The 24,487-nt window shown below is 65.4% G+C and carries 22 protein-coding genes, 2 pseudogenes and 1 riboswitch; of the genes and pseudogenes, 10 read left to right on the top strand and 14 right to left on the bottom strand.

Translation table 11 applies throughout. The features are described from left to right. Positions 1-34 precede the first annotated feature (34 nt). The 6 genes and pseudogenes from AC1ROK_RS08635 to AC1ROK_RS08660 all read left to right on the top strand — a co-directional run bounded on the left by AC1ROK_RS08635 (position 35) and on the right by AC1ROK_RS08660 (position 5,488). Entirely contained in the window at positions 35-418 is a 384-nt protein-coding gene (locus tag AC1ROK_RS08635; RefSeq protein ID WP_492845823.1) for a response regulator transcription factor, read from the top strand. Positions 419-421: 3 nt separating this feature from the next. Further along, the gene (locus AC1ROK_RS08640) at positions 422-655 is read left to right on the top strand and encodes a hypothetical protein (protein WP_492845825.1); all 234 of its coding nucleotides are present in this window, start codon (positions 422-424) and stop codon (positions 653-655) included. Continuing rightward, complete coding sequence (locus tag AC1ROK_RS08645; protein ID WP_492845827.1) at positions 655-3,330, top strand: ATP-binding protein; 2,676 nt, start codon at positions 655-657, stop codon at positions 3,328-3,330. The genes AC1ROK_RS08640 and AC1ROK_RS08645 overlap by 1 nt, the downstream gene beginning before the upstream one ends. Positions 3,331-3,369: 39 nt before the next feature. Then, positions 3,370-3,501, top strand: a pseudogene (locus AC1ROK_RS08650) (ATP-binding cassette domain-containing protein); the annotation flags it as partial. 47 nt (positions 3,502-3,548) lie between these two features. Next, complete coding sequence (locus AC1ROK_RS08655; protein WP_492845829.1) at positions 3,549-5,027, top strand: mannitol dehydrogenase family protein; 1,479 nt, start codon at positions 3,549-3,551, stop codon at positions 5,025-5,027. Positions 5,028-5,287: 260 nt separating this feature from the next. Then, positions 5,288-5,488: a hypothetical protein gene (locus AC1ROK_RS08660; protein ID WP_492845831.1), complete on the top strand. Its 201-nt coding sequence runs from the start codon at positions 5,288-5,290 to the stop codon at positions 5,486-5,488. Positions 5,489-5,540: 52 nt separating this feature from the next. Here the strand turns inward: AC1ROK_RS08660 and AC1ROK_RS08665 are convergent, their stop codons facing one another. The 5 genes from AC1ROK_RS08665 to AC1ROK_RS08685 all read right to left on the bottom strand — a co-directional run bounded on the left by AC1ROK_RS08665 (position 5,541) and on the right by AC1ROK_RS08685 (position 10,832). Beyond that, positions 5,541-6,362, bottom strand: a complete 822-nt coding sequence (locus tag AC1ROK_RS08665) for a GNAT family N-acetyltransferase (protein WP_492845833.1) — start codon at positions 6,360-6,362, stop codon at positions 5,541-5,543. A 149-nt stretch (positions 6,363-6,511) separates the two neighbouring features. Further along, positions 6,512-7,333, bottom strand: coding sequence for an ABC transporter permease (locus AC1ROK_RS08670; protein WP_492845835.1), 822 nt, complete (start codon positions 7,331-7,333; stop codon positions 6,512-6,514). A 1-nt stretch (position 7,334) separates the two neighbouring features. Then, complete coding sequence (locus AC1ROK_RS08675; protein ID WP_492846381.1) at positions 7,335-8,192, bottom strand: ABC transporter permease; 858 nt, start codon at positions 8,190-8,192, stop codon at positions 7,335-7,337. Positions 8,193-8,422: 230 nt separating this feature from the next. Continuing rightward, positions 8,423-9,718 (bottom strand): ABC transporter substrate-binding protein, encoded by a 1,296-nt coding sequence (locus AC1ROK_RS08680; protein ID WP_492845837.1) that lies wholly within the window; start codon positions 9,716-9,718, stop codon positions 8,423-8,425. A gap of 28 nt (positions 9,719-9,746) precedes the next feature. Continuing rightward, positions 9,747-10,832, bottom strand: a complete 1,086-nt coding sequence (locus AC1ROK_RS08685) for an ABC transporter ATP-binding protein (RefSeq protein WP_492845839.1) — start codon at positions 10,830-10,832, stop codon at positions 9,747-9,749. Between the two features lie 264 nt (positions 10,833-11,096). Between AC1ROK_RS08685 and AC1ROK_RS08690 the strand changes: the two genes are divergently transcribed. After that, positions 11,097-11,825 carry a GntR family transcriptional regulator gene (locus AC1ROK_RS08690; protein ID WP_492845841.1) on the top strand — a complete coding sequence of 243 codons (729 nt, stop codon included), beginning with the start codon at positions 11,097-11,099 and terminating at the stop codon, positions 11,823-11,825. A 166-nt stretch (positions 11,826-11,991) separates the two neighbouring features. Here AC1ROK_RS08690 and AC1ROK_RS08695 read toward each other — a convergent pair. From AC1ROK_RS08695 to AC1ROK_RS08735, 9 genes and pseudogenes are all read right to left on the bottom strand, one after another. Next, positions 11,992-12,381, bottom strand: a pseudogene (locus tag AC1ROK_RS08695) (allophanate hydrolase-related protein); the annotation flags it as partial. Between the two features lie 29 nt (positions 12,382-12,410). Further along, positions 12,411-15,944 carry an urea carboxylase gene (gene uca / locus AC1ROK_RS08700; RefSeq protein ID WP_492845843.1) on the bottom strand — a complete coding sequence of 1,178 codons (3,534 nt, stop codon included), beginning with the start codon at positions 15,942-15,944 and terminating at the stop codon, positions 12,411-12,413. Next, positions 15,944-16,564 carry an urea amidolyase associated protein UAAP2 gene (locus AC1ROK_RS08705; RefSeq protein ID WP_492845845.1) on the bottom strand — a complete coding sequence of 207 codons (621 nt, stop codon included), beginning with the start codon at positions 16,562-16,564 and terminating at the stop codon, positions 15,944-15,946. The genes uca and AC1ROK_RS08705 overlap by 1 nt, the downstream gene beginning before the upstream one ends. Before the next feature lies 1 nt (position 16,565). Further along, entirely contained in the window at positions 16,566-17,381 is an 816-nt protein-coding gene (locus AC1ROK_RS08710) for an urea amidolyase associated protein UAAP1 (RefSeq protein WP_492845846.1), read from the bottom strand. Then, positions 17,378-18,214, bottom strand: a complete 837-nt coding sequence (locus AC1ROK_RS08715) for an ABC transporter ATP-binding protein (protein WP_492845848.1) — start codon at positions 18,212-18,214, stop codon at positions 17,378-17,380. Before AC1ROK_RS08715 ends, AC1ROK_RS08710 begins: the two co-directional genes overlap by 4 nt. Next, positions 18,211-19,029, bottom strand: a complete 819-nt coding sequence (locus tag AC1ROK_RS08720) for an ABC transporter permease (protein ID WP_492845850.1) — start codon at positions 19,027-19,029, stop codon at positions 18,211-18,213. The genes AC1ROK_RS08715 and AC1ROK_RS08720 overlap by 4 nt, the downstream gene beginning before the upstream one ends. A 91-nt stretch (positions 19,030-19,120) precedes the next feature. Further along, entirely contained in the window at positions 19,121-20,188 is a 1,068-nt protein-coding gene (locus tag AC1ROK_RS08725) for a putative urea ABC transporter substrate-binding protein (RefSeq protein WP_492845852.1), read from the bottom strand. A gap of 74 nt (positions 20,189-20,262) precedes the next feature. Beyond that, positions 20,263-20,374, bottom strand: a riboswitch (guanidine-I (ykkC/yxkD leader). Positions 20,375-20,527: 153 nt separating this feature from the next. Then, complete coding sequence (locus tag AC1ROK_RS08730; RefSeq protein ID WP_492845854.1) at positions 20,528-21,442, bottom strand: DUF1989 domain-containing protein; 915 nt, start codon at positions 21,440-21,442, stop codon at positions 20,528-20,530. A gap of 5 nt (positions 21,443-21,447) precedes the next feature. Then, the gene (locus AC1ROK_RS08735) at positions 21,448-21,591 is read right to left on the bottom strand and encodes a hypothetical protein (protein ID WP_492845856.1); all 144 of its coding nucleotides are present in this window, start codon (positions 21,589-21,591) and stop codon (positions 21,448-21,450) included. Between the two features lie 207 nt (positions 21,592-21,798). Between AC1ROK_RS08735 and AC1ROK_RS08740 the strand changes: the two genes are divergently transcribed. The 3 genes from AC1ROK_RS08740 (at position 21,799) to AC1ROK_RS08750 (ending at position 24,422) form a co-directional block, all read left to right on the top strand. Then, positions 21,799-22,536 (top strand): GntR family transcriptional regulator, encoded by a 738-nt coding sequence (locus AC1ROK_RS08740; protein ID WP_492845858.1) that lies wholly within the window; start codon positions 21,799-21,801, stop codon positions 22,534-22,536. Further along, on the top strand, positions 22,533-23,204 hold the full coding sequence (locus AC1ROK_RS08745; protein ID WP_492845860.1) for a flavin reductase family protein: 672 nt from the start codon (positions 22,533-22,535) through the stop codon (positions 23,202-23,204). The genes AC1ROK_RS08740 and AC1ROK_RS08745 overlap by 4 nt, the downstream gene beginning before the upstream one ends. A gap of 129 nt (positions 23,205-23,333) precedes the next feature. Further along, positions 23,334-24,422, top strand: coding sequence for a BMP family ABC transporter substrate-binding protein (locus AC1ROK_RS08750; RefSeq protein ID WP_492846383.1), 1,089 nt, complete (start codon positions 23,334-23,336; stop codon positions 24,420-24,422). Positions 24,423-24,487: the final 65 nt, after the last annotated feature.

A 24,487-nucleotide genomic window follows, 5' to 3' on the forward strand; every position in this document is an offset into this window, starting at 1 on the left:
AGCCTGATTGGGAGGTCGGGCAGGAGGGGGAGATTTGGCTGTCGATGTTCTCATCGCCGAGGATGAGCCGAGCATTCTGAGATCGCTCGACTTCATCCTGCGCCGCGCCGGCTGGTCGATCGAAGCGGTCACCGATGGCGACGCCGCGCTCAGCGCGGTGCGCCGCAGCATGCCGAGGGTGCTGGTGCTCGACGTGATGTTGCCCAAGCGCTCGGGCTTCGATGTACTGAAGCAGATCCGCGCCGATGACGCCTTGCGGCAATTGCCTGTGCTGATCCTCACCGCCAAGGGGCAGGCACAGGATCGCCGCACCGCCGAGGAGCTCGGCGCCGACCGGTTCGTCACCAAGCCCTATGCCAATGCCGAGGTGGTCGGGGCGGTGCGCGAACTGATGGGCCTCGCTCCGGCGGTGGAGTAGGCCATGGAGCGCCGGAAGCTCGAAAGCGCGGCGCTGTTCCTCAGCCTCCTGGGTGTTTTGCTGATCCTGCCGCCGCTCGCCGTGGTGTTCCAGCTCGAGCGCCGCCTGTTCGGCGTGCCGCTCGAGGTGATCTACCTGTTCGTCTGCTGGCTGGGGCTGATCGTCGCCGCGTTCTGGCTCGGTCGCCGCCTGCCGCGCGAAGCCGAGGCCGAACCGCCATCCGAGGGCGAGGGCTGATGCTGACGCCGGACGTGGTCATTGCCGTCGCCATCGGTTACGTCGGCCTGCTCTTCCTCATCGCCTATGTCAGCGACCGCCAGGCGCGTAACCACAAGGCGGCGTTCCTGCGCTCGCCCTTCATCTACACGCTCGCCATCTCGGTCTATTGCACCAGTTGGACGTTTTACGGCGCGGTCGGTTCGGCGGCGCGCAACGGGCTCGAATATCTCGCCATCTATCTCGGGCCGACGCTGGTGTTCATCGGCTGGTGGTTCGTGCTCCGGCGGCTGGTGCGGATCAGCCACAAGCAGCGCATCACCTCGATCGCTGACCTCTTATCGGCGCGGTTCGGCAAGTCGAGCCGGCTCGCCGTACTGATCACCGTCATCGCGGTGATCGGCATCGCGCCCTATATCGCGCTGCAGCTGAAGGCAGTGACCTCGTCGCTGCAGGCCATTGCCGGCGTCGGCGAGTTTCCCGGCCGGACGCTGCGCGGCATCGACGAGGTCGGCCTGGCATTGGCGGTGGCGGCCGGGATGGCGCTGTTCACGATCCTCTTCGGCACGCGCAATGTCGATGCCAAGGAGCAGCATCACGGCGTCGTCGCCGCCATCGCCTTCGAAGCCGTCGTCAAGCTGGCGGCGCTGCTGGCGATCGGCATTTTCGTCATCTATGCGGGCGGCGGGCTCGAAGCGATCTTCTCGCGCGCCGAGGCCGCCGGCATCGACATTTACTCGACCGGCAATTTCGACGACCGCTGGGTGGCGATGAACGTGCTCTCGGCGGCGGCGATCCTCTGCCTGCCCCGACAGTTCCAGATCACCGTGGTCGAGAACTCCAACGAAAATCACCTCCGCACCGCCGGCTGGGCCTTTCCCGCCTACCTGCTGCTGATGAGCCTTTTCACCCTGCCGATTGCGCTGTTCGGGTTGACCTCGATGCCGACGGGCGCCAACCCGGACATGTTCGTCCTCACCCTGCCGCTGTCGGCCGGGCAGGAAGGGCTGGCGCTGTTCAGCTTCATCGGCGGCTTCTCCTCGGCCACCTCGATGATCATCGTCGAGTCGATCGCGCTCTCGATCATGGTCTCCAACCACATCGTCATGCCGATCGTGCTGCGCGTTACCCAGGGGCATGGCGTTGCCAGTGCCCGCGGCGTCAGTCGCCTGCTGCTCAATTCGCGACGCTTCTCGATCGCGCTGATCCTCTTACTGGGGTTCCTGTATTTCTACCTGACGCGCGATTCCGACGCGCTGGCGCCGATCGGGCTGATCTCGTTCTGCGGCGTGGCGCAGTTCCTCCCCGCCATCATCGCGGCTTTGTTCTGGCGCGAGGCCTCGCTCAAGGCCGCGACATCGGCGGTGGCGGTCGGCTTCGTGGTCTGGGCCTGGTCGAGCTTCATGCCGTCGTTCCAGAGCTCATCGCCACTGGTGGCTGAGATCATGGCCGAAGGGCCCTGGGGCCTCACCTGGCTGCGGCCAGAGGCGCTGTTCGGCATCGAGGATATCGACCCACTGGTCAACGCGGTGTTCTGGAGCCTTTTGCTCAACACCGCAACGCTGGTGGTCGTTTCGCTCTTCACCTCGCAATCGGCGCTCGAACGGGTGCAGGCCGCGCTGTTTGCCGATCTGTTCCGCCGCCCAGGGACCGGCGCGCCGGCGGTGATCCGCGGCTCGGCGACGGTCGAGGATCTCTACTTCGTCGCTGAGCGGGTGCTGGGTTCGCCGCGCGCCAAGGCATTGTTCGACGGCGTCGGGAGTACGCCGCCGCCGCAGTTCATCGATCGGCTGGAGCGCGAACTCGCCGGCTCGATCGGCTCTGCGTCGGCGCATGTCATGCTCAGCAAGGTGGTTTCGGGCGACGCCGTGTCGCTCGAGGAAGTCTTCGAGATGGCCGGCGAGACCCGACAGGTGATCGAGTATTCGCAGGAGCTGGAGCGAACCTCTGCCGAGCTGCGGTCGACGGCGCAGAAGCTCGAGGAAGCCAACGTGCAGTTGCGCGCCATCGACACCGAGAAGGACGAGTTCCTGAGCCAGGTCAGCCACGAGGTGCGTACCCCGATGACCTCGATCCGTTCGTTCTCGGAAATCCTGCTCGACGAGCAGAGGCTGACCGCCGACGAGCGGCAGCGCTTCGTCAGGACCATCCATCAGGAGAGCCTCAGGCTCACCAAGCTGCTCGACGACATCCTGGGGATGAGCGCGCTCGACCGCGGTGAGCGTGGCTGGGACAACGCCGCGATCGAGGCCGAACACTCGATCGATCGCGCCATCGAAGTCTGCTCGGCGCTGGCGCGGCAGCGCCGCATGCAACTGACCATCGGCACCCGGGCGCCCAGCGCGGTGATCTCGGGCGAGCCCGATCGGCTGTGTCAGGTGCTGATCAACCTGATCTCCAACGCCATCAAGTACAATGATGCGGCCGAACCGATGGTGGAAATCCGCTCCCGCACCGGGCGCGGTCGCTATCTCATCGAAGTCGCCGATAACGGTCCCGGCATCCCCAAATCCGAGCGCAAACTGATCTTCGAGAAGTTCGCGCGCGGCCAATCGGGTGGAGTTACCGCCCCCGCGGGCGCAGGCCTCGGCCTTGCCATTTCGCGCCAGCTGATCGAGCGGATGAACGGCAAACTGGAACTGCTGCCGGGAGGTGGCCAGGGCGCCTGCTTCCGCATCACCCTGCCCCTGCTGTAGAAGCGGGCTTGGAAGGCGGCGGGGCGATTTGGGCTTGCGATTATTCGCCCGCTCGATGAGTATCCGCCCACTCGGAGGGCAAAGCTTCATGGCTCGTCCCGATGTTCGCTCGAAATCGAGGATGGCGAGTTCGTCGTATTCGTCGGGCCCTCGGGGTGCGGCAAGTCGACTCGACCGCACCGGCCAGGCGCTCCGCTAACCACCCAGGATAGACCGCCATGCCGATTCCACTCTCCGCCGAAGCCCTGCCGGAGATCGCTGCCAGCGCCAGCGTGCCGCACTACAAGCGCGGCTCGCTGACCGCAGGCATCGTGCATTTCGGCGTCGGCAATTTCCATCGCGCCCACCAGGCCGTCTATCTCGACAGCCTGTTCAACCTGGGGCTTGACCACGATTGGGCGCTGGTCGGCGCGGGCGTGCGGGCCAACGATGCCGAGATGCGCGAAAAGCTCCTGGGGCAGGATTACCTGACCACGGTGGTGGAGCAGGAAGCGGACAAAGCCAGCGCCCGCGTCACCGGCGCGATGATCGACTTCCTGCCGATCGGAGACCTCGCCGCGATCAGCGAAACGCTGGCCGACCCGAAAGTGCGGATCGTCTCGCTGACCGTCACCGAGGGCGGCTACTATATCGATCCGGCCTCGCAGCGGTTCGACGCCAACCATCGAGATATCGTCGCCGACAGTGTCAACCCGGAGGCGCCGAGGACGGTGTTCGGGCTGATCCTCCTCGGCCTGCAGTTGCGCCGGGAGCGCGGCATCCAGCCGTTCACGGTGATGAGCTGCGACAATATCCCCGGCAATGGCCACGTCACTGAGAATGCCGTGGCGGGGCTCGCCGAGCTGATCAACCCGGAGCTCGCCACCTGGGTGCGCGAGGTGGTGGCCTTCCCCAACGGCATGGTCGATCGCATCACTCCGGCAACCGGGCAGCGCGAGCGCGATGCGCTCGAGGCCGATTTCGGCATCGTCGATGCCTGGCCGGTGTTCTGCGAAGAGTTCAAGCAGTGGGTGCTGGAGGATCACTTCCCGGCCGGTCGCCCGGGGCTCGAGAAGGTCGGGGTGCAGTTCGTCCCCGACGTGGCGCCCTACGAGCACATGAAGATCCGCATTCTCAACGGCGGGCACGCCACCATCGCCTACCCGGCCGGATTGCTCGACATCCATTTCGTGCACGAGGCGATGGAGCATCCGTTGATCCGGGCTTTCCTCGAAAAGGTCGAGCGCGAGGAGATCGTGCCGGTGGTGCCGCCGGTGCCCGACACCGATCTCGGCGACTATTACAAGCTGATCGAGCGGCGGTTCTCGAACCCCAAGATCGGCGACACCATCCAGCGGCTCTGCCTCGACGGCTCGAACCGGCAGCCCAAATTCATCCTGCCGTCAGCGGCGGATCGGCTGGCGGCGGGCCAATCGGTGACCGGGCTGGCGCTGGTCTCGGCGCTCTGGGCCCGTTACTGCTACGGCGAAAGCGACAGCGGCAAGCCGATCCCACCGAACGACCCGAACTGGGAGCGGCTGACGGCGCTGGCCACCGAGGCCAAATCCGATCCGGTGGCGTGGCTGTCGATGGGCGATATCTTCGGGTCGCTCGCCACCAACCCGACCTATGTCGCGGCCTTCACCACGGCGCTGTCGAGCCTCTGGTCACGTGGGACCAAAGCGACGCTCGAAGCGTATCTCGGTGGGACCCTCTAGGCGGGCCTACTTATGTAGTCACCGACGCCGTGGTTGGGCTCGATCTATCCCACCTACCGACTGTCATCCCAGCGAAAGCTGGACCCGACCATCAGTTGGCGCAGGCGGTGGGATGGGTTCCAGCTTTCGCTGGGATGCCCCCGTGGATGGGGCGATTGCGGTGGTCAGCTAGACCACATAGGGCGCTGACTCCATAACTTGCCGAAGCGGATGTCGCAGCGCGCTACACGGTGGTGGTGTCGACGGCGGAGGATCCAACTTTGCTCGGCGTCGCCATGGTGGCGGTCACCGCGGCGGGCCTGCATGCCGATCTGCCCTCGGCTTGCGCAGCAATGGCGCAGCCCAGCACTGAGCTTTCGCCTCACCCCGAAGCGCGGATGGGCCTCGAACGCGACTATCGCATCCAATTGGCCATGCAGCGGCATCGCGCAGAGCTGGTCACGCTCGGTGCGACGGGTTGAGGTCGGCGCAACCGATCTCCAGCGGGAGCGGCGCCCGGCCGCGCCGTTGATCTCAGCCGAGCTCCAGTGTCGTGACGCCGAATATCTCGTGGAGCGGCAGTTGGGGCGCTGCGCCGAGATACATGCGGGCGGTTTCGAAGGCCGGGGTGAGACCGAGGCGGCGGGCCATCGCGATGGCGGCGCGATTGGGCTCGGGAATGTCTATGAAGATCATGTCGGTGGCTGCGGGAGTCACCAGCGTCGCGAGCAGGGTCTCGGCAATCGCCGGGGTATCGGCGAAGAGCGGGCCGATCTTCCAGCCAGCGACGCAACGGCGGATGGTGCCGAAGCCGCGCAGCGTCCCGTCTTCGAAATAGCCCTCGGTCTGGCGCGACGGCGACGGGGCAAGCCAGGCTTTGAGGAAGCGCTGGCGGTCGGCGGCGACGTGCTTGCGGTCATAGGACAGCACAGCGTCCATGTCGGTGGCCTCGATCGGCCGGACGAAGGAGCGGGTCGTGACCAGGCCGCGAAGCGAGCCGCCCCAGCGCACACTCCTATGGGCGAAGACGAAGCCGGATTTGCGGTAGTTGTCCTGCTGCGCCACGACGCCATCGAGACCGATGGTGCGGCCGGCGGCGCTGGCGATGCCGGCGTCCCAGATGGCCTTGCCGTAGCCTTTGCCGCGGTGCGCCGGGTGGACGATATAGAGGCCGAGGAAGGCGAAGTCCGATCCATATCTGACGACCGAAATGCAGCCGATGCGAACGGTGCCCAGCCAGCCCATCAGGAAGCCGCCGGGATCCTGCGCGTAGAAGGCGCCGGCATCGTCGAGCCCCGGGTTCCAGCCCTCGTCGCGGGCCCAGCCGAGCGCCACTTCGAGGTCGCTCAGGGTCATTGGTCGGATAGTCAGGTTCATGCCGCCAGCGTAGGCGCAAACGGCCCCGATCGCGAGGTGTCGGGCGCAGCACCCCCAACCTTTCGGCAAGCTTGACTGCAGCGGCGACACCATCGGATCACCGGCAGGTTGAGGAGCAACAGCCGCAACTAGGCCCGCGCCCGCTGCCGCCTGATGAGCAGGATGATCCCCAGCGTCACGAGGATCACGGCGAAGGAGAACAGCGTCGTCACCGTTCCCAGGGCGTAAAGGACCGGCGTCGTGACGTTGGTGGTCATGCCATAGATCTCGAGCGGCAGCGTGTTGAACGTGCCGGCGGTCATGAGGGTCCGGGCGAACTCGTCGTAGGACAGGCTGAAGCCGAACAGTCCGACGCCGATCAGGCTGGGGGCGATCATCGGCAACAGCACGTGGCGGAAGGTCTGCCATGGCGAGGCGCCAAGGTCGCGCGCCGCCTCCTCATAGGACGGCGAGAAGCGATTGAAGACGGCGAACATGATCAGCACGCCGAAGGGCAGCGTCCAGGTCAGATGCGCGCCGAAGCCCGAGGTCCACCAGGCGGGGCGGAAGCCGATCTGCTGGAACAGCACGCCGATGCCGAGGCTGACGATGATCGACGGAACGACGAGGCTGGCGATGGTCAGGTAGAAGAGCGGCGTGCCGCCGAGGAACCTGCGACGAAAGGCGAGACCGGCAAGCAGCGCGACGAGGACGGTCGAGACCATGACCATCAGCCCGAGCAGCAGCGAACGGCTGAAGCTGGCGCCGAAATCGCCGACGGCCTGCTTTTCGAACAGATTGCCGAACCAGTGCACCGAAACGCCATTGAGCGGGAAGGTGAGACCGCCGTTGGGCCCCTGGAACGAGAGGATGAAAATCGCCGACATCGGACCGTAAAGGAACAGCACGAACAGCACGAAGAAGGCGGCGAGGACATAAAAGCTGAACGGGCGTTTCTCGCGCTGCTGCATCTCAAAGCTCCTTGCGGATGTCGACGATGCGGAGGATGCCCCCGACAAGCAGCAACACCAGCACGAGCAGCACGACGGCATTGGCCGCGGCGGCGGGATATTGCAGCAGGGACATCTGGTTCTTCATCATCAGCGCCACTGAGGCGCTTTGCCCGCCGCTCATCACCTGTACGGTGGAGAAATCCGCCATCACCAGGGTCACCACGAAGATGGTGCCGATCGCCATGCCGGGCTTGGCCAGCGGCAGGATGACGTTCCACATGATCTGCCAGGCGCTGGCCCCGGCATCGCGCGCCGCTTCGATCAGCGAGCGGTCGATACGCATCAGCGTGTTGAAGATCGGGGTGACCATGAAGAGCGTGAACAGGTGCACCATGGCCAGCACCACGGCGAAATCGGAATAGAGCAGCCATTCGATCGGCTGCGAGATGACCCCCATCTCGACCAGCGTCGAATTGACCAGGCCGTTACGGCCCAGCACCGGAATCCACGAGATCATGCGGATAATGTTGGAGGTGAGGAACGGCACGGTGCAGACGAGGAACAGCACCATCTGCATGGTCGCCGACCTGATGTGGAAGGCGAGGAAATAGGCGACCCAGAAGCCGATGAAGAGCGTCAGCACCCAGACGATGGCCGCGAATTTCAGCGTGTTGAGATAGGTCTTCCAGGTGACCCAGGAGCCGAGCGTCTCGACATAGTTGGTGAGCACGAAGCCCGGATACATCCGGGCAAAATCATAGTCCCAGAAACTGACGAAGACGAGCAGCAGGATCGGCAGCAGCAGGAAAAACCCGAGGATCAGCCAGAGCGGGATCGACTGGAGGTATGAAGCGAGGCGGCCGAAGGAGAGCGGCATTCTCCGCGTCCTGGGCTTGGCGGCTGGGATCGCGGTGGTGGTGCCTTCGGCGACGGCCATCGTCTGTTCCTCGGTGGATCAGTCGGGTCACCCTCCCCCTTGCGGGGAGGGACGGGGTGGGGGGAGCAGTACGCTCCGAGCATGAGCCCCCCACCCTAGCTTCGCTACGGACCTGTCGGTCCCAGCTGCGCCACCCTCCCCGCGAGGGGAGGGTGGCAGTCGGTGACTCATCAGGCTGCGATGAACTCGTTCCAGCGCGTGACCATGTAGCGGTCCTCGTCCATCACCGAGTTCCAGCAGGCGACATGGCCCATGCGCTCGAGGAAGGAACCGCCATCGCGCACGGCGCCTGCCTTTTCCATCACCGCGCCATCAGGCGACAGGATGTCGCCGACCGCCGGCTTGCCCTCGATCCAGAAGCCCCACTCGTCTTCCGACATGTACTCCTTGGCGGTGTCCATGGCCGCCGAGTAGTAGCCCTGACGGTTGAGGTAACCACCGACCCAGCCCGAGGTGTACCAGTTGATGTATTCATAGGCCGCGTCGAGCTGGGCGCCCGAGAGGTGTGCGGCAAGGCCGAGGCCGCCGCCCCACGAGCGATAGCCTTCCTTGAGCGGCTGGTACTTGCAGGCGATGCCCTTGGAGCGCACGGCAGCGACCGCCGGCGACCACATGGACTGGATCACCACCTCGCCCGACGCCATCAGGTTGACGCTTTCGTCGAAGCTCTTCCAGAAGGCGCGGAACTGGCCATCCTGCTTGGCCTTGATCAGGAAATCGATGGTCGCGTCGATCTCCGCCTTGGTCATGTTGCCCTTGTCGGCATATTTGATGTTGCCCATCGCCTCCATGATCATGGCCGCGTCCATGATGCCGATCGAGGGGATGTTGAGGATCGAGGTCTTGCCCTTGAAGGCGGGGTCCATAATGTCGGCCCAGGTGGTGATCTCGCGGCCGACGAGGTCGGGGCGGATGCCCAGCGTGTCGGCGTTGTAGATGGTGGGGACCATGGTGAACAAGCCGGTCTCCGCCTTGGCGAATTCCTTCGAATCCGGTGCATCGACATAGCCGACGGTGTGCGGCGCGGTGCCCTGGGCGATAACGCTGTCGGGCGTCAGCTTGCCGGTTTTGAACAGCGGCACGATCTTGTCGTAGTACTTGAGCTTGGTCACATCCATCGGCTGGATCACGCCGGTCGGGTAGACCTTCTTGAGGATCCAGTACTCGATATCGGCGATGTCGTAGCTGTCGGGCTGGGTGACGGCGCGCTGTGCGGCGGCATCGGAATCGGTCGCGGTCATCTCAAGGGTGATGCCGAGATCGGCTTTGCACTTTTCGGCAATGGCGTTGAGGTTCGACACACCGGTGCCGAACTGGCGCAGCGTGATCGGGTTCTGCGCCCAGACCGTCGGGAAGCCACCCAGGGCGCCGGCGCCGGCGGCAGCGCCGGCCAACGCGGCAGCTCCCTTGAGCATGCTGCGTCGCGAAATCATGGCCGCTTTGGCCGTCTTGCTGGATTCAGTCATAGCCTAAAACCCCTGTTGCTGATGGCTTTTACGAATTGGGGCGGCCGAGGATGATGGCATCCTCGGCATCCCAATGGAGTGGCACCGCGTCTCCGACGGCGACCGGCTTCGCAAAGAAGCTCTTGTCGTCGACGATGGCGGTGAAATCCTCGATGCCGGCGCCGTCGACCGAGAGCTTCACCGAGGCGCCGCGATACTCGATGTTGGAGACGATGCCGGTGAAGCCGAGACCATCGGCCGGAGGCGTCCCGACGCGCACGTGATCGGTGCGGATGCCGACATCGACGGGTGAGCCGACGGCGAGCGGCGCCCCCGAGGCGGCAAAGCTGCTGCCGCCCGGCACCTGAACGCTGACGACGCCATCGGCGACCGATCGGGCGCTGCCGGAGACGACGTTGTGATCCCCCATGAAGCGGGCGACGAAGGCCGTTGCGGGCCGCTCGAACACCTCGCGCGGCGCCGCCGCCTGCTCGACCCGGCCGTTGTTCATCACCACGATGAGGTCAGCCAGCGCCATGGCCTCTTCCTGGCTGTGGGTGACATGGACAAAACTGATGCCCAGCCGCGTCTGCAGCTTCTTGAGCTCGGCGCGCATGCGAATCTTGAGGAACGGATCAAGCGCCGAGAGCGGCTCGTCGAGCAGCAGCACCTCGGGATCAGTGATCAGGGCACGGGCCAGCGCCACGCGCTGCTGCTGGCCGCCGGAAAGCTGAGCCGGCCGCCGCGAAGCGTAGCCATCCATCTGCATCAGCTTGAGCAGCTCGAGCGCCTTGGCCTGTCGCGGCGCCTTCTCGATGCCCTTCATCTTGAGGCTGAAGGCCACATTGTCGATCAGGTCGAGATGCGGAAACAACGCATAAGACTGGAACATCATCGCCGTGCCGCGCCTGGCCGGCGGCAGGTCGGTGACATTGGTCGACGAAAGGATGATGTCGCCGTCGGTCGCGGCCTCATGTCCCGCAACCATGCGCAGAGTGGAGGTCTTGCCGCAGCCCGATGGTCCGAGCAGGCAGCAATAGGTGCCGGCGGGCACCTTGAGATCGATCGAATCCACCGCAAGCACGTCGCCGTAGCGCTTGGTCAGCTTCACAACTTCCAGGTCGCCCTGCGCCATGCACCGCCCCGTAGGCCACCTCTTGGCCGTCGGGTTAGCAACTGCAAGAGCTGTGCCAGTGCGCGGCGCCCCATGGGTGTTGCCGTATGCCATTGAAATCACGCGATGGTTCACGGGCGAAAGGCCGCCCGCCCATCTGCACCATTTCTTCGCATTGCCTAAAACATAGGCGACTGCATGCGATATTGGCAGATTTTGTATACGAAACGCCGATAGCGGTGTGTTCAGTTCTCGGCTAGGTTCCAACGGGTTTGGGAGTTCGGCATGCTGGAAAGCGACGAGATCGATAAGCGGGAGGGGCGCCCTGCGGTGCGTCGCTCCGCGCTCTATCTCGGTTTGCGCAACGGCATCCTGGGGCACGGGATCGACCCGGGCACCAAGTTGCCCGAGGACGAGCTGGGCGCGATCTATTCGGTAAGTCGCACCGTGGTTCGCGCCGCACTGCAGGCGCTGGCGCATGACCGGCTGGTGCGGCTCGAGCCCAATCGGGGCGCCTTCGTCGCCAAGCCGACACGCACCGAAGCCCGTGAAGTCTTTGAGGCACGAGCGCTGGTCGAGCCCAAGGTCGCCGCACTCGCGGCAGGGATCGCGACGCATGCCGATGTCGAGCGGCTGCACCAGCACCTCGAGGAGGAGCACGAGGCCGTGCGCGCCGGCAAGGATGGCGAGGCGGTGATGCTCTCGGCGCAGTTCCACGTCGCCATTGCCGAGATCGCCGGTCAGTCGATCTTCACGGAAATGGTGCGCGATCTTTGCTCGCGTTCGTCACTGATCATTTCGCTCTACTGGCGACGGCGCGACACGATCTGCGAAAGTCACGCCCATCATGCGCTGGTCGATGCCATCGCCAAGCGCAGCGCGCTCGATGCGTCGGAACTGATGACCAGTCACCTGGTGGACCTGCTTTCCGGGCTCGACCTGTCGGAGCGCGAAAGCTCGGGCAAGAAGCTGGCAGACATCCTGACGGGGCGGCCGCCGGCGCGAGGGTCGTAGCTTTCGGTAAGGCTTGACCGGCACCAGAACGACTTCTCCAGGACGGCGCAGGGACGGGGAGGCTATCTCGTCGTCGGGAGTTTTCCTGGCCGGACGATGCCTTTGCGCGCGGCGAGACCGTCGCGCAGGCGGTGCAGAAGCCACCGCACGGCACGGCTGAGCGCCTTCATTGTGCGCGCTCCGCCAGAAATGCGCGCCAACCACCGAAGCGGGTGATCTCCTCCGCCTCGGCTACGGCATGGGACTCGCAGAGAAACCCCGAAACCGCCGTGCCGTCATCGAGGGAAATCTTGCCGATGCCGAGCGGCGCGGGGATCCTGGCGACGAAGCGGCCGAACGCGTCGGACGGCAGTGACCACACCTCGACCTCGAGACCGGGTCCGTCGAAGCCCGGTTCGCGCACCATCCCCGGCTTGGGTGGGGTGGTGTTGGGGAGTGCGAACAGCCGGTAATCCGGGGCGGTGCGACAGCGCTTGAGCAGTTGTCCGCCCGAGGAGGTGAGTTCCGTATTGAGCGGCAGACCGGTGAGGTGGGCACCTACGACCACGATGGGGAGCGGGCTCTCAGCCTGGCTTTGGGGCATGTTCAGATCTCCTCTAGGACGATGATGACGTCGCCGGTCTTGATGTTGCGCCCCGGGCCGGCGCGGACGTCGCGGACGGCGCCGGCGGCGTGAGCAGTGACGGTGATTTCCATCTTCATGGACTCGATGATGGCGACCGGCTGTCCGACTTCGACGTGCGCGCCGGTCTCGACCAGGATCTTCCAGATATTGCCCGGGACCGAGCTCGCGACGCCGAAGTGGCCGGACGGCATTTCGGCGGTATCGGAAGCACTTGCGCCCTCCTCCGCCACGAAGCTGTCGAGACCCTCGTCCTTCCAGCGCTGGCGCTCGGCTTCGAACGCCGTCTGCTGCGTGTGCTTGAAGGCGGCGATGCTGCCGGCGTTGCGCGCGAGTTCGGCGGCATAATCGGCATAGGAGAGGCTGGTCTCCTCGATGCGGATCGGATAGCCGCCGTGCGGGAAGGCCGCGCGAGCTTCCGTCAGTTCGTCATGGCTGACCGGGAAGAAGCGAATCTGGTCAAAAAAGTCGAGCAGCCACGGGGACCTGGCAAAGGCAGGCGTCTTTCGCCAGGTGTTCCAGACCTGAATCGTACGGCCGAACAGCTGGTAGCCGCCCGGGCCCTCCATGCCGTAGATGCACATGTAGGCGCCGCCGATGCCGACGGCGTTTTCGGGGGTCCAGGTGCGGGCCGGGTTGTACTTGGTGGTGACGAGCCGGTGACGCGGGTCCATCGGGGTCGCCACGGGCGCACCGAGATAGACATCGCCGAGACCGAGCACGAGATAGCTGGCATCGAAGATGGTTTTCCTCACCGCTCCGAGGTCGGGCAAGCCGTTGATACGGCGTATGAACTCAATGTTATCAGGGCACCACGGGGCATTGGAGCGAACCAGCTCCTGATACTTCCGCATGGCCAATTGCGCCTCTGGGTCGTTCCAGCTGAGCGGCAGATGGATGGTGCGGGAGGGAACGGTGACCTGCTCTGGAGCGGGGAGGGACTGCTCGATCTCGGCCAGCAGGCCGAGGAGGCGGTCGCGGGAGAGGCGGGTCGAATCGTAGTGGACCTGCAGCGAACGGATACCGGGCGTGAGATCGATGATCCCGTTCCCGGCGCCGAGCCTGCCCTCCCCGTGAACGGCTTCCATCAGCAGATGAACGCGCAGGCGCAGGGCGAGATCGAGCGCCATCGGACCGTACTCGACCAGGAGGTTATCGTCGCCTTGCCGCCGGTAGACGACCGGCACAGGCCCGTTGTCGGAATACCCTACAATCGGGGAGCCGGCTTCAGCTGGCCGATGAACCGCGGGGCCGGCGATCCTGTCATCAGGGCGAGCGACGGGGACAAAGCGGATGGTGTCGCCGGGCTTGAACTGCCCGAGCTTCCACAGTTCGTCCCGCGCCATGACGGCGGGACAGACGAAGCCACCGAGGCTTGGCCCGTCCGGGCCGAGGATGATCGGCATGTCGCCGGTAAAGTCGATGGCTCCGACGGCGTAGGCGTTGTCGTGGAGGTTGGAGGGATGCAGCCCTGCCTCGCCACCATCCCGGCGCGCCCATTTCGGCGCCGGGCCGATCAGCCGCACGCCGGTGCGGGCCGAGTTGAAGTGGACTTCGTAGGCCGTCGAGAACAGCGCCTCGATATCCGCTTCGAGGAAGAAGTCGGGAGCGCCGTGCGGGCCGTAGAGCACGGCGACGTCCCAGGCGCGCGTCAACACTACCGGGTCGTTGGCGGGCCGGCCCACCTGCGGCAGGCCGGCGAGATGCAGCACCTCGCCGGTGCGCAGGGTGCCGGTAGCATGCCCGCCGAACTTGCCGAGGGCGAAGGTGGCGCGGGAACCGAGCACCAGCGGAGCAGCGAGACCGCCGGAGATCGCGAGATAGGATCGCTGGCCGGGCCCCTCGATCGCGCCGATGCTCAGAACCTGTCCGGCGCCGACATTGATCGGCTGGTTGTGCGGCAGCGGTGCGCCATCGAGTTTCATCGGCATCTGCGCCCCGGCGAGGGCGACGATGGCAGGGGCGTGGAAGCGCAGGGTCGGGCCGGAGACGGTGAGCTCCAGCGCGGCCGTCTCGTCGGCATTGCCGACCAGCCGGTTGGCATGGCGGAAACTGCGCTCGTCCATCGGCCCCGAAGGCGGCACGCCGACATGCCAGAGGCCGAGCCGACCGGGCAGTTCCTGCAGCGAGGATTGCGCGCCGGGTGCAATGACTTCGACGACCTCGGGCGTGAAGGCGAAGCTGCGCAGCGCGGTGGTCGCCACCTTGCCGGAGGCGAGGAGGTCGGACGCCGCGATGGCTCGGAGATAGTCGAGATTGGTCTCGATGCCGGCGATGCTGGTATCGGCAAGAGCGGCCTGGAGCCTCGCGATGACGGCGGGGCGATCAGCCGCAGCGACGATGATCTTGGCGAGCATCGGGTCGTAGTAACTGGTGACCTCGGTGCCGGTCTCGACCCAGGTGTCGACCCGCGCGTCGCCGAACTTCACCTCGGTCAGGAGGCCCGCGCTGGGCTGGAAGTCGGCGTGCGGGATTTCCGCATAGAGCCGAACTTCCATGGCCGCGCCCCTAGGGGAAAGCGGCAGCGTGGGGATCACCTCCTCGCCGGCGGCCTGGCGGATCATCCACTCGACCAGATCGATGCCGAAAACGGCTTCCGTGACCGGATGTTCGACCTGCAGCCGGGTGTTGACCTCGAGAAAATAGAACGCCTCGCGATCGGGATCGTAGATGAACTCTACGGTGCCGGCGGAACGGTAGCCGACAGCCCGGCCGAGGTTCACCGCGGCCTCGTGCAGCCGATAGCGGGTGGTGGTGGAGAGGCCGGGCGCCGGCGTCTCCTCGACCACTTTCTGGTTGCGGCGCTGCAGCGAGCAATCGCGTTCGCCCAGCGCAATCACCCTGCCCTTGCCATCGCCGAACAGCTGGACCTCGACATGGCGGGCATCCGACACGAAGCGTTCGAGGTAGACGCGCGCATCGCCAAAGCTGGCGCGGGCGGTGCGCTGCACGCCGTCGAAGGCAGCATGCAACGCCGCGGCGTCGGCGCAAAGTGACATGCCGATGCCACCACCGCCGGCGGTGGATTTGAGCATGACCGGGTAGCCGATGGCATCGGCCGCGGCGAGCGCCTCCGCGGCGGTGGCGAGAAGCTCCGTGCCGGGAAGGAGCGGCACACCGTTGGCCTTGGCCAGTTCGCGCGCCGTGTGCTTCAGGCCGAACGCTTCGATGTTCTCGGGCGTCGGGCCGATGAAGGTTATGCCCTCGACTTCGAGGCGGCGGGCAAAGCCGGTGTTCTCCGACAGGAAGCCGTAGCCGGGGTGAACAGCCTCAGCCCCGGTCGCCTTGCAGGCGGCGATGACGGCCTCGACATCGAGGTAGCTCTCAGCGGCCGGAGCCGGCCCAAGCCGCACGGCTTCGTCGGCGAGCTGCACCGCCTTGGTGAAGCGGTCGGCATCGGAATAGACCGCGACCGAGGCGATCCCCATGCGCCTCAGCGTGCCAATGATGCGGACCGCGATCTCGCCGCGGTTGGCGATCAGGACCTTGGTGAACATTACTGGGCGTCCCAGATCAGGACCTGAATGGGCGTCGGGTTGAAGCCGTTGCAGGGGTTGTTGATCTGCGGGCAGTTGGAGATGACACAGAGGACGTCCATCTCGGCAACGAGCTCGACGTAGTCGCCGGGTCCGCTCAGCCCATCCACGATGGTCATTTCGCCCGAGGGCGAGATCGGCACGTTCATGAAGAAATTGATGTTGGGAACGATGTCCCGCTTGCTCATGCCGTGTTTGGTCACCTCGATAAGGAAGTTGTCGCGGCAGGCGTGCAGGTAGCGCGTGTCGTGACCGAAGCGGACGGTGTTGCTCTCGCATGAGCAGGCGCCGGCCATGGTGTCGTGGCGGCCGCATGTGTCGGCGACCACGGTGAGCATGGTGTTGCCCTCGTTGGAGACGAGTTTGGTGCCGACCCCGATATAGGCCGAGCCCTGGGTGCGCAGGGTATCCTGAGCGCTGTAGCGTTCAGCGAAGTCGTCGGCACGATAGAAGATGGTGTCGACGGCCTGCTGGCCCTCGCTGTCGACAATACGAATGGTCTGGCCCTGCTTGACGATGCCGGACCACGGCGCTTCGGCAGGGATCAGGTGGGACTGGACGGCGGTATCCTCGGTGCGCATCTCAGGCCTCCGCGCGGGCGTTGTTCTCGAAGCCGCGAACGGCCTCGGCGGTGGCCATACGGCAGAGATCATCAGCCGTGACCTCGGCGACATAACGGGTCACCTCGACGGGATTCGGCGCATAGGCCGGCCCGGGATCGAGTGGGTGCGGGCAGTTGGAGAACGCGACAAGCAGGTCCATCTCGGCGCGCAGGTCGACATAATCGTTGCCGTTGAGCAGGCCTGTCTGCCAGGCGAAATGGCCGTCGTCGTCAGAGACACGGATCGGGGCGAACAGGGTCAGCGCCATCGGGATGTCACGGCGCGACAGGCCAAGCTTGCCGGCGGCGAGAACGAGATTGTCGCGGGTGTTGCGGGTGGCTGTCCCTGGATATTTCGCGGCGTTGGCAGCGGCGGTGGAGCCGCCGAGGAGCACATCATGGGCGCCGCCGGACGAGTCCTCGGTGATCGACAGCATCACCCGGCCCATATCGGAAAACAGCACTCGCCCCTTCTGGGTTCGGGTGTCCCACTGCACCTTGACGGTGTCCGGCAGATTGAGCCGCTCGCTGGTATCGTGCGCATTCCAGCAGACCAGGGCGACCGAGACCGGACCAAGGGGTTGCGCGACGCGCAGCGCTTCGCCTTTGCGCAGCAAGGTCGACCAGTACCAGCCGCCGGCGATGGTTTCAGTCGCAACGATGCTGCCCGGGGCGATAGGCGCGGCCGGCAGGGCGCTGGCCTCGGGCAATGCCCTGGTGGCGAAGGCGAGCCCCTTCTTCTGGTGCTCCTCGTAGCGTGCGCGGTCGGCGGCGATCTGCTCTGGGGTTCGGCTCATGCCGGATCTCCTTGAGGGGATAGCGCCGGGTCGTCCCGGCCGGTGCCCACCTGGTGGATCGGGTCGTCCCGATCGGGGCTGTCGGCAAATGCGTCTGGATCGATGAGGCCGGCGCGGCGCGGCGGCCAGATATCGATGTCGCGGCTGAGCGAGGCGCCGTAGCGCTCACGCTCATCGGGTCGGTTGCGTGGCCGCTCGAAGGCAATGACGCGAGTACCGAGCGTGAAGGCCTCACGCATGTCGTGGGTGACCATCACCACGGTGAGGTTGGTCTCGTTCCACAGCCGTTTCATCAGCACGTGGATCTCGGCGCGGATGCCCGGATCGAGCGCGCCGAATGGTTCGTCGAGCAGGAGAACGCGCGGCTTCATGATCAGCGCCTGCGCCAGGGCAAGGCGCTGCTGCATGCCGCCCGAGAGCTGGGCCGGGAACTTTGTTTCGCTGCCGGCGAGGCCGACTTCGGCGATGAGTTCGCTGGCTTCCTCGACGGCGGCGCGACGCGCCGGACCGACGAGCCGGGCGCGGAAGCGGGAGGCAGCGAATTCCTTGCCGAGCAGCACATTGCCCAGCACGGTCAGGTGCGGGAACACCGAATAGCGCTGGAACACCACGCCACGGTCGGGTCCCGGCTCGGGTGACAGCGGCTCGCCATCGAGCGTGATGGTCCCCTGCGTCGGTCGTTCCTCGCCGAGCAGCAGCTTGAGGAAGGTGGTCTTGCCGCAGCCCGAGGGGCCGACGAGCGCGACGAAGGCCCGGTCCTCGATGGTGAGCGACACCTTCTCGAGCACAATCTGGTCGCCGTATTCCTTCCAGACATTGTCGACGACGATCATGACGCCTTCCCCAGGTCGGACCAGGGGAAGACCCGGATGCGGAGCAGATCGAGCAGGACGTTGGTGAGCACGGCCAGCAGCGTGATCCAGATCACGTACGGAAAGATCACGTCCATGGACAGGTAGCGGCGGACAAGGAAGATCCGGTAGCCAAGCCCGGAATCTGCCGAGATCGCCTCGGCCGCGATCAGGAACAGCCAGGCCGGGCCAAGCTGCAGGCGGAGGCAGGTGATGAGCCGTGGCAGCACCTGTGGCAGGACCACGCGGATGGCGATCTGCCATGAGTTGCCGCCAAGCGTTTCAGCCTTCACCGTCTGCTCGCGCGGCAGTTCCATGACCTTGAGCGCCAGGTCGCGGATCATGATCGGCGCGACACCTATGACGATGAGGGTGATCTTGGATGTTTCGCCCAGCCCCATGACAATGAACAGGATCGGCAGCAGCGCCAGCGGTGGCACCATCGAGACGGCGGCGAAGAACGGCGCCAGCAGGGCCCGGGCGTAGGGGAACATGCCCACGATCATGCCGAAGACCAGGGCGATGAGCGTTGAAATGCCCAGCGCCGAGAACAGGCGGCCGAGACTCGCCCAGGTATCGGACCACAGCAGGTATTCGCCGGTGCGGGTATCGGGGACGAAAGCCATGCGGTTGATCGCGTCGGCGAGGCTGGTCAGCGCCGGCAGCAGCTTGTCGGAGGGGTTGTCGGCGAGCCGGGCGGCAGAGCCAAGCGCATAGGCCACCAGCAGCGCAACAAACGGCAGCAGCGCCAGGATCAACTGGTTGGTTCGCGATGGCTTGAGGTTGATGAGACGCATGGAGTGGCTCGGATGATTGAGACGTCACCGACTTCCCTCGCCCCTGAGGGCGAGGGCGCCGAGCGCGGCGAGACGGGTGGGGAGCACGGACTTACAGCGTACCTGCCGCCGCTTCCTTCATGTAGACGTCGGTGAACCGCAGCTTGACGTTGGCCGGATCCCCCAGCAGTTCACCGCCGGGGAGCTCGATGCCGATGACGTCGGCGGAAGCGGCGCCGGAGCCAAGCAGGCCCTTGTCGAACAGGAAGGCGCGGACCTTGTCCATGGTGGTCTGGAGGTCAGGAGAAGTGACGAAGGTCACGGCTTCGGCGGGCGTCGGGAACAGTTTCGTCGCCGCAAGCTGCGCTTCGAAGCCCTGCTGATCGGTACCGGAAGCTGCGCCCATGGCAGCGCGCGCCGCGGCGCCCTCGGGCGTCTGGGCAGTCATGATGGCCATGGTGTCGTACCAGATGCCGGCCAGCGCTTTGCCGAAAGCGGGGTTGTCGGCAAGCACCTGCGTGTTGGCGACCATCATGTCGATGATCTCGCCGGGGATCTGCGCGCTGTCGAACACGCTGGTGGCGCCGGGCAACGCGACGATTTCAGAGACCATCGGGTTCCAGGTGACCATGGCGCTGACATCAGGGGTCTGGAAGGCGCCGACCATGTCGGGGTCGGAGGTGTTGACGACGTTGACGTCGCGCTCGGTCAGGCCGACGCTTTCGAGGGCGCGGGCGAGCAGATAGTGCGAGACGGAGAACTCGACCAGGTTGACCGGCTGGCCCTTGATGTCGGCCAGCGAGGTCTTGTCCTTGAGGATCACGGCGTCGTTGCCGGCCGAGAAGTCGCCGATGATCACGGCAGTGGTGTCGACCCCGCCGGCGGCGGGGATGGAGAGGCCGTCCATGTTGGTGAGGGTTACCGCGTCATAGGCGCCGGCGGTATACTGGTTCATCGACTCGACGTAGTCGTTGAACTGCGTGACCTCGATGGTGATGCCGTATTTGTCGGCCCATTTCTTGACGATGCCGTTGTCGGCGGCGTAGCCCCAGGGCATCCAGCCGACATAGATCGACCAGGCAACCTTGAAGTCGTTCTTCTGCTGCGCCTCAGCGCCGGTGCCTGCGGCGGCAACGAGCATCGCGAGGGCGAGGGCGGAAACCAGTCTGGTGAACTTCATGCGCATCCCCTGTTTCGACTTGGGGATCGGCGAAGCGCGTAAAGACCCGCGCTGCCAATCCCTTGGCTTACGAGGTCTCCCGGGCTTTTGTCCCGCCGTGTCCCGGAGGGATGTCTCCCGCTCCGGTGGGTGCTCTCGGACCAGACACGCCGGAAAGATGGCGCCGGAACCCTAGCTCCTAACTCTGCATACAATGGAGCAAGGGCCGTGCCAGAATTGAATATCGTTATATTTCAGTGCACTGGAGAGTTCACCGGTTACCGGACGCTACGCCTGGCGTCGAATGCAGGGGCACCGTGCACATAATGTAGGCGCTGCCCCTGCGTTGTGCAGTGCAAGTCATTTCGTGATGGCAGGAGCTCCGGCATTGGCTCCGAGGTAGCGCTCCTCCCACCAGGTGAAGAGCAGGTCGCGGAGCGCCGCGCCTTCATCGTCGCCGTAGAGCGGCAGCCGCGCCGCGTCGAACAGGGCGGCCTCTTCCTCGGTCAGCGTGACAGCGAGTTCCTCGACGCGGATCGGCACGTTGGTGAAGGCCGGCGTGTAGGCGGGGTCGCGGGTGAGTTCGCGGTCGGCCTTGATGTGGGGCTGCCGGAAGTCCCTGGGGGTCCGCTGGCTGCGCAGGACCGGCGTCGGCGGGACAGTGGCGAGATCGGCTTCGGTCGCCTCGAACACGGTAAGGCGGATCGGCTTCAGCGAGAAGTTGGAGGTGCGCATGACGTCGGCGCCGCAGACATTGGGCACGGCGAGCACATCGGTCAGCGCCAGGAGATCGACATGGTCCCCTGCCCGGCTCGACTGCCGGGTGATCGTCGCCCGCCCATCGGCGCCGATCTCGGTGTTCATGAAGAAGTTGAAGCTGTCATGCACGTCGTCCGGGGTCAGGCCATACTCGCGCTGCGCCTCGGACTGGATATCGTGGCAGTTGGTGTGGTCGTGAAAGCCATAGGCGCTCTCGTAGAGATAGGCCGAGCAGCGCGGGAACAGCACGTCGTTACGCTTCACGGTATCCTTGAGGATATAGAGCAGCGCCCGCTCCCGCGGCGGCTGGCTCCACAGGAACGCACCTTCGGTAGGATTGAAGCCATGCACGGTGCGGGTACGGCCGCAATGCATGAACTCCTTGTAGTCGTGCAGGTTGAAGGCGTTGAAATCGACGCATTGGCCACCCTCCACCTGCTCGATGCGCAGGATCTGCCCGGCGAGCAGTTCGATCGCCTTGCCGGTGCCCGGCTCGAGCATGAGGGTCTGCAGCATCGTCCTCATTTGGCGAGTTTCCCCGACTGTTCGCGTATGGCGCGCTGCACCAGCGCCGCCCGATCGACTGCCGCGCCCTGGGCGATCGTGCGATCGATCAGTTCGAGCTGCTGCTGGTTGAGCTTGAGAATGATGGTTCTGGCCGGCATGCGTCTCTCCATTTCTCGGATACCAAAACTGTATACCTGATTGGGCGAGTGACGATCCGATTTCGCGCAAATCAGCCATGCGATTCTCGCATTCCAGCGGTAACCCACTGACATTCAGGCACATTTAGGTCGGAACCGCACCAATTCCTGCATACTTGTCACGCGCAATCTCGTATGCATGAATGAGGTCAACAGCGCGAGGCTTGAATGACCCTACCGTCTCCACGCATCAATATCGCTCATGAGGCGCTGAAGCAGGCGATCCTGGAGCGCGCGCTGCAGCCGGGCACCAAACTGCCCGAGGACGAGATCGGTGCGCATTTCGGCATGAGCCGGACGCTGGTGCGTGCGGTGCTGGCCAAGCTGCAGTCCGAGGGGCTGGTCGACGCCCGCCCCAAGCGGACGGCGATCGTGGCGCAGCCGACGCTGGCGGAAGCCCGCGACGTCTTCGAAGTGCGGCGCGCGCTGGAGGCCCAGGCGGTCGGCCTTGTCATCAAGCGCTGGAAGCCCAGCTTCGGGGCCGAACTCGAGGGCCTGGTGCGCGAGGAAGATGCAGCGCGCGAGCGGCACGAAGAACATGTCGCCGGGCGCCTCGGCGGCGAGTTTCATATCCGGCTGGCCAAGCTCAGCGGCAACGTGCTGCTGGAACAGTACATGTCCGAGCTGGTGACCCGCTGCTCGCTGATCCTCGCGGTTTACGGTTCGCCTCACACGCACGATCATGGCGGCCCCAACGAGCATACCGAGATCATCGCTGCGCTACGCGCCGGCGACGCCGCCAAGGCGCTCGCCATCATGGATGTGCACATGGCCGCCGTCGAGCGCCGGGCGTTGCATGAGTCCGACCCGGCCGGCACAGCGCTCGGCGATGTCCTTGCCCGCTATGCCGGCGCGATCGCCGCGCCCGCCGGCGCCATCCCGCTCAAGCGCAAGCGCGCCAAATGAGCGGCCATCTGCATTTCGACTTTGCCGAACTGGACCCGCGCGAGCGCTACAAGCTGCTGATCGGGACAGTGATCCCGCGGCCCATCGCCTTCATCACCACGCTGAGCCTCGACGGCCGGCGCAACGCGGGACCGTTCAGCTTCTTCAATGTTCTCACCCACGATCCGGCGATCGTCGCCATCGGCATCGAGAACTACGAGGACATGCGCCTCAAGGACACGGCGCGCAATATCCGCGAGACCGAGGAGTTCACGGTCCACATCGTCGATGACGCGCTGGCCGCGCAGATGGAGATCTGCGCCATCAAGTTCGGCCCCGATGTCGATGAACTCACCGAGGCCGGTCTCGAGACGGTGCCCGGCAAGGCCGTGCGCAGCCCGCGCATCGTCTCGGCCCCCGCGGCGCTCGAATGCCGCCGCCATATGATTATCGAAGTGGGCAAGGCGCGCGAGATCGTGCTGGGCCAGGTGCTCGGCATCCATATCCGCGCCGACCTCGTCGACGCGGCACGCCTGCACGTCGACCAGATCAAGATGGACGCGATCGGCCGTCTCGGCGGCCATGGCTATGCCCGCACGCGCGACCAATTCGACATCCGGACGCTCAGCGTGGGCGAATACGAACAGCTCAAGGCCGACCGCCTTGTGACTGAAACCGGCGCCGCCTAGCCGCGCGCAGGAACGACCCGACTAAGCCGAACGCCCGCGCGCACGCGTGGCCGAGACGGTGAGCGCATCCCGCGCTCCCCGGACGATGAAACCTGGACTCATGGGGGTGCAACCTTGTCCAACTTCTCGATGAACCGCCGACATTTCCTCGGCACTGCTGCTGCCGGATCGCTGCTGCTCGCCAGCGGCATGAAGGCGCAAGCCGCGACGCCGCTGACCATCGGCATGATCTATGTCGGGCCGGTCACCGATTTCGGCTGGAACCAGGCCCATGCGGTCGGCGCGGCCGCGTTGAAGGCGCTGCCCGACGTCACCGTGGTGGAGGAGGAGAATGTCCCCGAGACCGACGCGGTCGCCCAATCGATGGAATCGATGATCAACCTCGACGGCGCCAAGCTGCTGTTTCCGACCTCGTTCGGCTATTTCGACCCGTTCATGAAAGAGGCAGCCAGGAAGCATCCGGATGTGGAGTTCCGCCACCCAACCTCGCTGTGGAACAAGGATACCGATCCGCTCAATCTGGGCGGCTACTTCTGCTACCTCGACCAGGGCCACTATGTGAACGGCGTGGCTGCCGGCCTCTCGACCAAATCCAACAAGATCGGCTTCATCGCCGCCAAGCCGATCGCGCTGGTGCTGCGAAACGTCAACGCCTTCACGCTGGGCGTCAAGAAGGTGAACCCCAACGCCGAAGTGCGTCTCATCATCACCGGCGAGTGGAGCCTGCCGGTCCGCGAGGCCGAGGCGACCAATGCACTGGTCGATGCCGGCTGCGACGTCATCGCCTGCCACGTCGACAGCCCCAAGGTGATCGTCGAGACGGCCGAGGCGCGCGGCGCCAAGACTTGCGGCCACAATGCCGACCAGGCGTCGCTGGCGCCCAACGGCTTCATCACCGGCGCCGAGCTCAAGTGGGGCACGGTCTACACCGAGTACGCCAGGCTGATCGCCGCCGGCGAGAAACTGCCCAACGTCAACGAGGGCGGCTACGACAAGGACATGGTCTTTTCCACTCCGTTCGGCGCGGGGGCAACGGAAGCGGCGATCGCCGCAGCCACCAACGCCATCGCCGAAACCAAGGCCGGCGCCCCCATCTTTGTCGGCCCGCTCAAGGACAACACCGGCAAACTCGTCATCGAAGGCACGCTCGGCCTTTACGACGGCGCCCTGTGGGGCACCGACTACCTGATCGAAGGTGTGGTCGGCTCGATCACCTGAGGCCGTCGGTACGCGGGTCCTGCCATGGCGGGCCCGCGTACCGAGCCAACTGCGGCAAGCAGCGG

Source organism: Devosia sp. GW821-FHT12F11 (genome assembly GCF_058806655.1).